This window comes from Thalassoroseus pseudoceratinae (genome assembly GCF_011634775.1).
GTDB classification, from domain to species: domain Bacteria; phylum Planctomycetota; class Planctomycetia; order Planctomycetales; family Planctomycetaceae; genus Thalassoroseus; species Thalassoroseus pseudoceratinae.
Genome location: NZ_JAALXT010000002.1, coordinates 250,229 through 262,170, shown reverse-complemented (window position 1 = coordinate 262,170; position 11,942 = coordinate 250,229). Strand labels below are relative to the sequence as shown.

The following is an 11,942-nucleotide window of genomic DNA, read 5'->3' as shown; positions in this document are numbered from 1 at the left end:
TCAGCTCAGCAATTCGCGGATCGGTTGCATTTCGTCGTGGGCAATCGGCAGCGGTTGGGTGCCGTTCATAAATTCGGTGGTTGTGGGGTCGATGCCGATGGCGTGATACCAGGTGTGGAACAGGGCACCGATGTCGTACCGTTCGCCAACGATGTCAGTGCCGTCGGCATTTGTTTCCCCGATGACGGTGCCAGGACGAATCCCGCAACCGGTCATTGCCAGAGACCACGCATTCGGCCAATGATCACGCCCGACAGACCCATTGATCCGTGGAGTGCGACCGAATTCACACATCACCACGACCAGAACCCGTTCGGACAAACCGCGTTCGTCGAGGTCTTCTAGCAATGCCGACAACGCCTGATCGACCTTCGGCACACGACTGGCATGGGCATTGAAATTGTCGCCATGCGTGTCCCAACCGTAGGACTGAACCTGCACGAACCGCACGCCAGCTTCGATCAGTCGTCGCCCGAGCAGCGTGTGCTTACCTAAATCCGTACGGCCGTAGCGATCGCGGTCACGGTCCGAGAGTGTGGCTTCGTCGAACAAATCTGAATGCTTCATCAGCGTTTGGGCGACATCGTAGACGTAGCTGTGGGCTTCGCTGTTATTCGGTGGATGGCGTTTGGCGTATCGTCGATTGAACTTCTCCCGCAGGGCATTACGGGCGAGATCATCTTCAACGGTGATGGAATCCAGACGCACGAGATTCTTCGGTGGTTTGCCGTTGCCGAGCGCGAACGCTCCGTATTTCGCTCCGAGGAATCCGGCGTGTTTTGAGATAAACCCGCCATTGCCCGGTTTGACCCAAACATACGGCGGCAACCCACTTTTGGTTGGTCCTAACAACTTGGCCACCGCCGACCCCATGAACGGGTATTCGACACCGCGATTCTTCGGGTGCCCACGCAGAATTTTGCCGACGCCACTGGAATGGTTCGGGTCTTCTGTCCGCATACTGCGAACAAGACTGAAGCGATGCATTTGCTTCGCCAGTCGTGGCATCAATTCACTGAGATGCACACCAGGAAGCGATGTGGGAATCGAGCGGTAAGGGCCGCCGAATTGGGTGCCCGGTTTTGGGTCCCAACTTTCAAGCTGACTCATACCGCCATCGAGCCACACCAAGAGCATTTGCTTGTCGCTCTTTTGCAACTCTTTGGCGAAGGTGGGTTGGAGCAATCCACCACACGCCAGACCGCCCGCCGTTCCCGCAAGCGCTCCCAACATACGACGCCGCGACAACGTATGATCCGCGATTTGACATCGGGGATGAGGCATATCGTTTGCTCCTCACTTTGAATCTTCGTGTGTCACGACTGACGATCAGTGGTTTAAACAGAATTCCGTGCCGGACACGAGTGCCCAGATGAGGTTCTGAATGGCGGACTCTCGACGGACTTCATTTTCCGCCAGATAGCTTTGCACGTCCTTGCGTTCTTCATCGGTGGGACGACGAACCAGGATTGCCAAGAACAATTCGTCCGTTAATTCCGCATCTGATCGTTTGGCTAGTTGATGAGTCAAGTTGCCGTCTTTGGGGGCGATCAGCTTATGCACGCCGTCACCGTTCATGAGATACAACGCGGCTTTGACAGATGGTTCAAAATCAATCTCGGGTTCCGTCGGTGGGTTGGCGAATGTATCGACGAAGGTTTCCCGTAGCGTCTGTAGGTCTTTGGAAGCAGCAACGACGTCTTCAATGGACTGACCGGGTTCGGCAAGTCGATCGAATTCTTTAGTCGCGATCAGCACACTCCAAAAGAGCTGTTCGGCCGACAGTCGTTTTTCACTCGCGAATTCATATGGCGCGGGTGTTTCGCTCTCATCGGGAAGTTGGCTGCTCCGTTGGTAGGTATTTGAACGCCCGATTTCACGGAGTAGCCATTTGATGTCAAAGTTGTGAGCAGCAAACTCGGACGCTAACAGATCGAGCAATTCCGGATGTGTGGCCGGGTTCCCTGTGTGATGTAAGTCCAACGGTTCAACCAATCCGCGACCGGTCATCATCCACCACAAACGGTTCGCCATATTGCGGCTGAACAATTTATTTTCGGTGGTTGTCAATCCGTTGGCGAGTTCGCGTAGCGGGCTGAATTTCGGCACGCCGACGATTCGTTTTTTTCGATCCGGAGCAACTTCGTATTCTTCACCTTTGGGAAATTCGGGAATTGGGATTTCCGATCCACCGGGAACTCGGGGCGGAGTCGTGCGGGGTTCCTGAATGAATACCGACATAAACTCCTGCGGTGCGGACATCAGTATTTCGTCAATGGCCGGAAACTTGCTGCCGCGTCGAGTGGCGACCTTTTCAAAGATGGTGTGTAACCCTTGAAAATCTTCCTGGTAGTAATCGTCAACGGTGAGGTGGTCGTGACACTGGGCACACTGCCAATCGACGCCGGCGAACAATCGCCCCACATCGCGGGTGAGTCCGGGAACATCGATGGGAGCCATCGCGCCCCGTGAGACCAACCGTTGTGTGATGAAAAACGCCGCTCCTCGCGTCGTCTCATTGGAGTCGTCCGGCTTGATAATTCGCCGCACGATTTCGCCCCACGATTGATTTTCCTCGCACGCGGATCGCAGAAATTTCTTCCACTCATCATTCTCGCCACGTCGTTCCATCAACCAAATATTGAGCCGCTCGGCCATTTGCCGAGGGAAATCCGGACCGGCAAGCAAATCGTCGATGAGTTTCTCGCGTTTCTGAGGTGATTTCTCATTCAGAAATGTGGCGGTTTCGTTGTGAGTGGGAATGCGACCGGCGAGATCGAGATAAACTCGCCGAAGAAATTCCTCATCATTGGCAGCGGACGCGAACTTTTCGGGCTGTCCGTTTGCGTGAATGAGTCGATCAATTTCCGATGAGAGAGACAGTTCGCTGGCCGAAAGGTTTCCCATTGGCAAACCGAGCAGAAACAAACACCACCAGAGTCGTCTCATCGGACGCACCTTTCCACTCCACGCGAAGCGTCGAATGCTCTTCGAAACTCAAATTCCTGTAGGGAGTTGTCCAACTCAAGGAATCCGTTACGCTGCAACAGCATGTTTCACTATAATCGTGATGAACACAAGAATAAAGAGTTGTTGATCTATGAGTGGGTTGCCGGAACTCTATGAGTCGGCCAAATTTTTGGCAGAGCGACTTCGTCAGTGTGATCGGAAAGTTGTCTTCGCAGAGAGTTGCACGGGCGGCTTGGTCTCTAGCGTGGTGACGGCGGTTGCGGGCGTGTCCGATGTGATGTGCGGGTCGACCGTGGTGTACCGCATCGAGACCAAAGCCGAATGGTTGGGGATTTCTCGAGACCTCCTCGACGATCCTGGCCCAGTCAGTGAGATTGTGGCACGGTTGATGGCCGAGGGTGTGCTTGCGAAAACTCCGGAAGCGACGGTGGCGGCATCGGTGACGGGGCACGTTGGTCCGTTTGCTCCTGAGGATCAAGACGGTTTGGTCTTCATCGGCGTTGCTGGGCGAAATCGGGAACCAGAGGTCTTTGAATATCGTCTAGAACGAACGCCCGATGATGCCAACGAAAGCGAACTACACCAGCTTCGAATTGCTCGACAGATGACGGCGGCAAAGTTAGTGCTGGAATCCGTGTTGAGTTTCGTCACGTCTGCGTAACGGCGGGCGCGAGTTGCTATGAAGACGCTACGGTGGCGGTTCAATCGATTTCTTCCGACGAATCACCACCGCGACCGGCTAGCAACAGGTACAACGCGACCAGTCCCCAGAGTGAGCCGCCGATGATGTACTTCAACAGCGAGGGAATTCCCGCCGGTGACCAGAACGCTTCCAACAACGCCGCGATGAACAACATCACTGCCGCACCGCCCGCAATTTGAACAGCTTCCAAACCGCGGGTTTGTAGTGCTTGCCGACGAGTTTGTTGGCCAGGGTGAATCAGGGCATTCCCGAGCATCAAACCGGCTCCCCCCGCGATGGCGATGGCGGTGAGTTCGAAGGAACCATGAGAAATCGCAAAGCTGGTAAACGCTTTGCCGTGTCCTTCCGCGATGAGATATCCCGCGACGGCTCCGATGTAAATCCCGTTTGAAAGCAGCACATACACCGTGACCACCCCGAGAAAAATCCCGGCGGCAAACGCTCGCAACGCAATGCCGACATTATTGTAAACGTAGAATCCCCCCATTCCGGCTCGATCTTCTTGAAAGACGGGGCGTGTGGGATCATCGGGATCGTAGTCGTACATGGCCTCCATGACTTCCAACTGAGCCGGCGGCATGATTCGACCGGCCAACTCGGAATCTTTCTGCACGACTGTCCAAGTGGCGATCAACGGCAGAAAGAAGCACAGACATCCGGCCCAAAAGTAACCGATGTTCTTGCGAAATGTGCGTGGATAGCCAACGGCGAGAAAATCCAGAAACCGTTCGATCCGTCCCGGTGGCGACCGATAGAACACGTTGTGTCCACGAGCAGCTAGTTCATTGAGATAGGTCTCGAGTTGCCCACCCCATTCATTCGCCCGCACCGTCGCCAAGTCGTGACAAACCTCGCGAAACATCCGTGAGAAGTCCAACACGCCGTTGCCGCTCAGTCTCCGAAACTTCCCGGTTTCCAGGCGACCGACCTGTTTCGAGAACCGATTCCAAACCGGACGACGTTGCTTGAGAAAATCGCGTTTGTTCATGACGGTGTCGTTCTCGACTACGATCAAAGACGTGTCCGATGTTGCCGGGGTGTGCGACGCGGGACGACCTCCAACTCGGCCAACTCATTCGATGCCGTTTCCTGGGGTAACCATTGTGTGTCATCTTCGTCGTCTCGCCGGGCAAATGTTACGTAGGCCCGAGCCAAAAACGACATGGGGTAATCCCGCAGTTGGTATGGGTCGCCTTTGAATTCCAGTTTTCGAGCCATCGTCATCGCCAAGTCGGCACACAGTTCGTGCCCGCGTTCGTGCGAGAGAACATGACGTCGGGAGAGGTAATCGTCAATGATGGCCAGCGTTCGGCTGTCGGGTTTCCAATGGTTGATTTCACCGCGTTCGAGCGGCCGGATTCGCGACAGAATCACGGGTTCTCGCGGCAATTGGCCGAAGCGTTCGGAGATCACCACGGTCCCGGCGGCGAAGTCACCGATGCGTTGCAATTTCGGAGAGAGAATCATCGTGACCAACGCAGGTCCGTAGACGGGTATGAACTGCAAGCCCACGGAAATATCCATTCCCGTCCCGAAATAGAACACGGATAACGGGACGCCATCGACAACCCGCAGGAAGTTCCGCAGCATCGCCCCCCAAAATGTCACGGGGTGACCGTGCTCGTGAATCACCCGCAGGCCCATGGCCCGTTTGCCGATCGTGCGACCACGAAACAAACCTTCGGAGATGGTGAAGTATCCCCAATCCAAGAAGAACAGGGTCAGCAACATCAAACCGGTCGACGTTCCCGGCAGATAATCGGCCAGCAGGAACGATAGAATCATCAAAGCGATCAAGATTCCGCCACGAACCAGGCCATCAATCAGGAACGCCGCACATCGCGAGGCCGGTCCGGCGAGTTGATACGACAAAACAATGTTCTCCGGCGTTTGGAGTTCCAACGCCAGACTCACTGAAGATTGTTTGTCCCAAGTTTCCGTCGGATGCATGACCACTCAGACCGATCGATGTTCAATTCTCGATCCCAGCTTAGAGCATTCTACCAACGGATTCCAAGCAGACATTCCCACCGTTGCTCTGGGTATTGAATGGATTGTGTCGGTTGGGCCGTTTTCATTTGTGACTGGCAGCATGGATCGGCAGAAATTCCGCGGGGAACATCCGGCATCCGACGCTCGCTAACCTATGTTGAGTACAAGAGCCGCGCCCGTCTCTTGAACGTAGTAAGTGAATTTGACCTCCCCGGCGTTGGCGAACCGAATCGCAGCCGTCTCAATGAATCCGGAGAATAGATTATGTCGGCAGACCCTTGGAGCCGTCCCACCTTGGAAGATCTCCAACGCATCTTGGAATCCATCGGCAAGTCCGATCGGGAAAACCTGCGGGAAGCCGAGCGGTTGGAGCTTTCGGTCCCGGCGGAGATCACCACCATGCGGGGAAACACGATCTCAGCCATGACACGGGAAATCAGCCGTTTGGGGATCGGGATGGTGCATCGCGGAGCAGTCTCTCCCGGCGAAGTCACCGTGCGAATGGCGAGCGAAACCCGAAAATTCGAGTACCGTGTGCTCATCGAGTGGTGTCACCCCTGCGAGAACGGCATGTTCCTTAGCGGCGGACGATTCCTTCGCAAAAGCGACGACTAAAACGGAGCAAGGTCGTCCGTGTCCACGACGGACGCGAGAAGCCTTGGTTTCCTAAATGCCAAGAGACAGATCCCGTTCCGATCGCGAGTCAACGGCCTCAATAACGGGTGCTGTGGGTCTTTATTGGTGTCCACTGACACCACCGAACTGTCGGAAACGCGAACACATCGGCATTCCCAGACGATTTGGGTTGCCGAATGATCACACCGATTGACATCCGAATTTCGAACAGGCAATCGCCGGAAGTCTAGAATTCATCGACGGTTGGAACGTCTGAATTGTCCACAGGACGGAGATGGCGTCGAATCTTTTTCCCGTCGAATTCCCGAGGCTTCTTCGAATTCCGCCCTTGCACGTTGAATGGCGTCGGGTTAAGAATGTCGAGATTTAATGGAACAGGTGACGCTCGGTCGCCTGCTCAGAAACCTCGATTGACCGCACACAGCGGGCCGATTCCTCGAAGGGATGTCATCGCGTGGCTAAGGACGTTGGCAAAAAGTATCAGGCGTTGGTGATCGTCGAATCCCCAGCGAAAGCAAAAAAAATCGGCGGGTTTCTTGGGCCAAAATATAAGGTGTTGGCCAGCGTCGGGCACGTCCGCGACCTGCCCGCCAGCCGCAAGGAAATTCCCGAGAAGTATAAAAAGGAAGAGTGGGCCGAACTCGGTGTGAAAGTCGACGAAGACTTCGAACCGTTCTATGTGGTCTCTTCAGATAGCAAGAAGATCATCAAGGAACTCAAGGCCGCTCTGAAAGAATCCAGCGAACTTATCATCGCGACCGACGAAGACCGCGAAGGGGAAAGCATCGGTTGGCACCTTGTGCAACTGCTCGATCCGAAGGTCCCCGTCAGTCGGATGGTGTTCTCCGAGATCACCAAAGACGCCATCCAGCACGCGATTCAGAATCCTCGGCAGATCGACGAAGACTTGGTCGAGGCTCAGGAAACGCGTCGTGTGGTTGATCGTCTCTTCGGTTTTCCGCTGAGTAAACTGCTCTGGCGGAAAGTTGCGCCGAAATTGTCCGCCGGTCGGGTGCAATCCGTCGCGGTCCGGGTGTTGGTGCAACGCGAGCTCGAACGCCTCGCCTTCCACAGCGCCACGTATTGGGATTTGAAAGCCGGTCTCCACGCCGCCGGTGACAAAGAACCGCAAGCCAAAGACCGCTTCACCGCCGACCTGATGACCGTCGACGGCAAAAGAATCGCCAGCGGGAAAGACTTCGACGAGAACACTGGAAAACTCAAAGAGGGCAGCAATGTGTTGTTGCTCAGTGAGGACGATGCGAAGAAACTCGTCGAAAAAATCAAATCATCCGATTGGCAAGTCGAGTCCGTCGAAGAACGCGAACAAACCCGCAAACCCTCGGCTCCGTTCACCACAAGTACGCTGCAACAGGAAGCGAACCGCAAACTCAACATGACTGCCCGCGAAACCATGCGGACGGCTCAGGAGTTGTATCAGAACGGGCTGATTACCTACATGAGAACTGACAGCGTGAACCTCTCCAAAGAGGCCGTCACGGCAGCTCGGAAATGTGTGAAGGATCGATACGGCGATAAGTTTCTGCACAGCAGCGAACGACAATACACATCCAAATCGAAGGGAGCACAGGAAGCTCACGAAGCGATCCGCCCCGCTGGAACGGAGATGAAAACCGCCGACGAACACAACCTGAAAGGTCGCGAGGCGAAACTTTACGATCTGATCTGGAAACGCACCGTCGCCACACAAATGGCGGAAGCAAGATTGCGATTCCAAACGGTGACAATCAAAGTCGAGGACACACAGTTTCGGGCGTCGGGTCGGTCGGTGATCTTTCCCGGTTTCTTCCGCGCTTATGTCGAAGGTAGTGACGATCCGGAAGCCGCTCTCGATGACCAAGACAGCGTGCTGCCGCCGCTCACCGAAGGTCAAACGCTCTCGTGCGAACAAGTTGATGCCCTCAGTCACGAAACCAAACCGCCGGCCCGTTACACGGAAGCCTCGCTCGTGCGGCAGTTGGAAGCTGAAGGAATCGGGCGACCGAGTACGTATGCAAGTATTCTCGGAACCATTCAAGACCGCGGGTACGCTCGAAAGAACGGTAGCCAACTCGTGCCGACGTTTACCGCGATGGCCGTGACCCGGTTGCTCGAACAGCACTTCCCGAACTTGGTCGATTACAAATTCACGGCTCGAATGGAACAAGACCTCGACGATATCGCCGCCGGGCAAGCCGAGCGGTTGCCGTATCTTCAACGGTTCTATTCGGGTGACGAAGGTCTCGATACGCAACTCAAGGAAAAGATTGAAACCATTGATCCTCGCGAAGCATGCACGTTGCAGCTTTCCGGTGTCGATTCCGCCATTCGGGTCGGCAAGTACGGTCCGTATCTCGAGAAGGAAAACAACGGCGAGAAGGTCACTGCTTCATTGCCAAACGATTTTGCGCCCGGCGATCTGACTAATGAGTTCGTCGAAGATCAAATTCAGAAGAAACAAGAAGGCCCGAAACCGCTTGGAATGCATCCGGAAGAGGGTTTGCCAATTTATTTGAAGAGCGGTCCTTACGGTTGGTATGTGCAGCTTGGCGAAATCACCGACGAAAACCCCAAACCGAAACGCAAAGGGTTGATCAATTCGATTGATCCCGAAACGATCACGCTCGATCAAGCCATTGCGTTGATGAATCTGCCGCGGAAACTCGGCCAACACCCTGAGACCGGGAACGTCGTCAAAACGGATGTTGGCATGTATGGTCCGTACGTGCTCCATAACAAGGTTTATGGCAACTTCGACAAGAAGAAACACACCTACGAGTTTGAAGGCAAAGAGTACACACCGCTCGACATCACAATGGAAGCGGCCGTCGATATGCTCTCCAAGACGAAAAAGCGAGCCGCCGCTGAGCCGCTACGTGTGTTGGGCGAGCATCCGGAATCCGGTCAACCGGTGCAAGTTTTCGAAGGCAAGTACGGCCCCTATGTTCGGCATGGCAAGAAGAAGGTGTTCGCCAGCGTCCCGAAAGATCAGGACGTCAACGAATTAACGCTCGCCGAAGGCATTGCCTTGCTCGAGGAAAAGGCCGGCCAAAAGAAGACCAAGAAAAAGAAAAAAACGACCAAGAAGAAAGCCGCGAAAAAGACCACGGCGAAGAAAAAGACAACCAAGAAAAAGAGCTAGAGCGGTTTACTCTCGATCGGAGCGAGTTCGGTTTTGTGGGACCGCGATTGGTAACTCGTTTCCGGTCTTGTCTTCGGAAAGCAAACGCGGGTCTTCACGAAATACACGCGGAGTCAATTGGATTGTCATGTAGGATTTGTCGGTCCCGAACTGAATTTCCGCCTCTCGCCCCGCTAAGGTTCGCACCGTTGGTCGTGTCAGAACGACTTTTTTCCCATCCGGTCCTGTGCGGCTGACGACCACGTCGATCTCGACACGATCTTCAATTCGGTCCAATTTCTCGATGAGAGCCGTAATCTCGGCTAACGTCGCCTTGTCGGCTGTGCAGAGCAAGCTGTTTGTCTCGACTCTGGCCTGAATGGTGAACTGAAGCGGTTTCTTGGTGGGATCCGTCAACCTTTCAAGATCGTGTTTTGCGTTCAAATAGTTCCGGATGGCGTCAGCGGCCGACTTTGCCGGGACCTTCATCAACGGAAAGATCTGCGTTTGCTGATCCATTGATGGGGTCGCAGGCTGATCAGCCGACAGTATCCGAGCAGAACCGATCAGAACAAGAATCATCAATCTAAAACGCATATCACGAACTCCATTCATCAGCGATTTGCTCAAAAAGGCCCCTATCATCTTGCAAAGTTTACACCAAACGCCTCATGTTTACCGCGGTCAGAAAAATTGATCTGTACACAGTACGTGCGGTCTGCTATCAACCGCGCAATCCCTGAATACAATTCAAAAATCACGAACCGCAGGGAGGCGGGTCATGTGTGGTATTCTACGTACGATTTCCTTGGTTAGCGCGTGTCTGACGTGCAGTGTTGCCCTGGGAATATCCGGGTGCGCATCGGATGGCGATCCGGTGCTCAACACGTCCATGATGCCCACAAAACTACTCGGCGGACTGCCACCGCAAGACGAACCCGACTTGGGGAACGTCTACGGTGAATTGCCCGACCAACGGGAATCGGCCCGCGACACGGACTTCGACGACTAGACCATGTCTAGTTTGAATGTAGCGGGTGGCGCTTTGTGTTCCGTGGGAAAAACCCTTCCTAAGACGCTACACATACGGTAAACGCGCTCTCGGACTGGATTCGTTCTCGGCTGTTGAAACCGGCTGATCGTCCCTTGCCAAGTTTTGCAACGGAACTTAGACGATGACACGCAGCACGATTTTCGGATATGCGACTCTCGCGATATGTGTTTGCTCGGTGGGATGCGCTGCGCCTCGAATGACCTTCGAAGCGAGCAGCGATCAACCGACTCCGACTGTCGGCTTGCACTTCGAACGCCCGCCGGAAACCGAATCAAATCCCCAGCCAACGGTCGAAACTGCGGAAACCACGCCGTCGCAGTCCGTGAACGCAACAGCCACAGCGAACACACCCGAACCGTTTGGGCAACACAAGCGGGTGCCGTTGCGACGCACCGACCAAACCGAGGAACCCGAGCAGAAGTCCTTATCCACAACGACACAATCAGCGTCTCGCGGAGCCGAAACCGCACCGTTCAGTTTCTGAGAGTGAAATCCGCGTTGCATTAATCGTCGATGAGCTTCAGCATGGCTTGCCCCATGGCTTCGCCGATGAGGTAGTACGTCTCGGCGTTCGTGTTCCAGTGATAAGCCTGGCCAGATGGCGATTCTTCTTTCGCGCGGAAGAAATCTTTTGTGCCCACGAACGCCACGTTTCCTTGAAACTCGGGATGCGTCGCGACGGCGGCTTGGGCTTTCATTAGTGACAACGCCCGCGGATGTTTTTCCTGATGACCACTCATGCCGGTCTCAGCGATCACGAATGGCAAACCCGGGGTCTTCAAGTCTTTGCGGATATCACGAATGAAGTTCGCCATGTTTTCTTCATAGGCATCATTGAATGCCTGATTGACCCGGTCATTCCATCCTTGATGCCAACCGAAACCGACCAATTCCAGCTTGTGTCCTTTGTATTGTGGGAACAAAGTTGCGGCATCGGCCAGGGTAGCCTTCGTGTGCTTCAGCAACTCTTGGTAATACGGCCCCACCTCGCCGCCAGATGACGGCGGTCGAAAATCTTTCCCAAGACTCTTGCCACCCCAAGCAATTTTGATCAGCAAGATCGGTTCGTTGATCGCGTCCCCAACGACATGCCCGAACCCCAGTTCCGGGCCGATCCGTTCCTCATTGGCACCGAAACCGGGTTTCAAGTTGCCCTTGCGGCCGAGATACCAAATCTGCACATCATCACGGGCCGTCCACTCGGCGTCTTCGTTGATGAGATGTCCAAATTTCTTGTTCGTGACAGGATTCTCGACAAGCCACGTCAAAGAGCCCTTGCCATCGTTTCGCTTCGGGTTGGCATCAATAATGCCATGCCCTTGCATATTCGATTGACCAGCCAAAATGAACACTTTGACCGAATCGGCCGCCAACGCGGACGACGCTCCTACGAAGACCAACAGAGCGCTCGTCAGAATTCGTTGCAACATGGGGGACTCCTTGGGGCAAAGTGAAAGGTTACATGG

The 11,942-nt window shown here is 54.6% G+C and carries 11 protein-coding genes; 5 read left to right on the top strand and 6 right to left on the bottom strand.

The window, feature by feature from the left end:
- On the bottom strand, nt 1-1,284 hold the full coding sequence (locus tag G6R38_RS06650; RefSeq protein WP_166821784.1) for a DUF1501 domain-containing protein: 1,284 nt from the start codon (nt 1,282-1,284) through the stop codon (nt 1-3).
- Between the two features lie 45 nt (nt 1,285-1,329).
- Nucleotides 1,330-2,949 carry a DUF1553 domain-containing protein gene (locus G6R38_RS06645; protein ID WP_166821781.1) on the bottom strand — a complete coding sequence of 540 codons (1,620 nt, stop codon included), beginning with the start codon at nt 2,947-2,949 and terminating at the stop codon, nt 1,330-1,332.
- Between the two features lie 151 nt (nt 2,950-3,100).
- Between G6R38_RS06645 and G6R38_RS06640 the strand changes: the two genes are divergently transcribed.
- On the top strand, nt 3,101-3,631 hold the full coding sequence (locus G6R38_RS06640; protein ID WP_166821778.1) for a CinA family protein: 531 nt from the start codon (nt 3,101-3,103) through the stop codon (nt 3,629-3,631).
- A 40-nt stretch (nt 3,632-3,671) separates the two neighbouring features.
- Here G6R38_RS06640 and G6R38_RS06635 read toward each other — a convergent pair whose 3' ends face one another.
- Nucleotides 3,672-4,661, bottom strand: coding sequence for a stage II sporulation protein M (locus G6R38_RS06635; protein ID WP_166821775.1), 990 nt, complete (start codon nt 4,659-4,661; stop codon nt 3,672-3,674).
- 23 nt (nt 4,662-4,684) lie between these two features.
- Nucleotides 4,685-5,623 carry an RDD family protein gene (locus G6R38_RS06630; RefSeq protein WP_166821771.1) on the bottom strand — a complete coding sequence of 313 codons (939 nt, stop codon included), beginning with the start codon at nt 5,621-5,623 and terminating at the stop codon, nt 4,685-4,687.
- A gap of 306 nt (nt 5,624-5,929) precedes the next feature.
- Between G6R38_RS06630 and G6R38_RS06625 the strand changes: the two genes are divergently transcribed.
- Both G6R38_RS06625 and topA read left to right on the top strand, forming a co-directional pair.
- Entirely contained in the window at nt 5,930-6,280 is a 351-nt protein-coding gene (locus tag G6R38_RS06625; RefSeq protein WP_166821768.1) for a PilZ domain-containing protein, read from the top strand.
- Nucleotides 6,281-6,755: 475 nt separating this feature from the next.
- Nucleotides 6,756-9,443 (top strand): type I DNA topoisomerase, encoded by a 2,688-nt coding sequence (gene topA, locus G6R38_RS06620; protein ID WP_166821765.1) that lies wholly within the window; start codon nt 6,756-6,758, stop codon nt 9,441-9,443.
- Between the two features lie 6 nt (nt 9,444-9,449).
- Here the strand turns inward: topA and G6R38_RS06615 are convergent, their stop codons facing one another.
- Nucleotides 9,450-10,019: a hypothetical protein gene (locus tag G6R38_RS06615; protein ID WP_166821760.1), complete on the bottom strand. Its 570-nt coding sequence runs from the start codon at nt 10,017-10,019 to the stop codon at nt 9,450-9,452.
- A gap of 184 nt (nt 10,020-10,203) precedes the next feature.
- Between G6R38_RS06615 and G6R38_RS06610 the strand changes: the two genes are divergently transcribed.
- Nucleotides 10,204-10,434 (top strand): hypothetical protein, encoded by a 231-nt coding sequence (locus G6R38_RS06610; protein ID WP_166821752.1) that lies wholly within the window; start codon nt 10,204-10,206, stop codon nt 10,432-10,434.
- Nucleotides 10,435-10,597: 163 nt separating this feature from the next.
- The gene (locus G6R38_RS06605; protein ID WP_166821749.1) at nt 10,598-10,960 is read left to right on the top strand and encodes a hypothetical protein; all 363 of its coding nucleotides are present in this window, start codon (nt 10,598-10,600) and stop codon (nt 10,958-10,960) included.
- 19 nt (nt 10,961-10,979) lie between these two features.
- Here the strand turns inward: G6R38_RS06605 and G6R38_RS06600 are convergent, their stop codons facing one another.
- Nucleotides 10,980-11,906 (bottom strand): sialate O-acetylesterase, encoded by a 927-nt coding sequence (locus tag G6R38_RS06600; protein ID WP_166821746.1) that lies wholly within the window; start codon nt 11,904-11,906, stop codon nt 10,980-10,982.
- Nucleotides 11,907-11,942 lie beyond the last annotated feature (36 nt).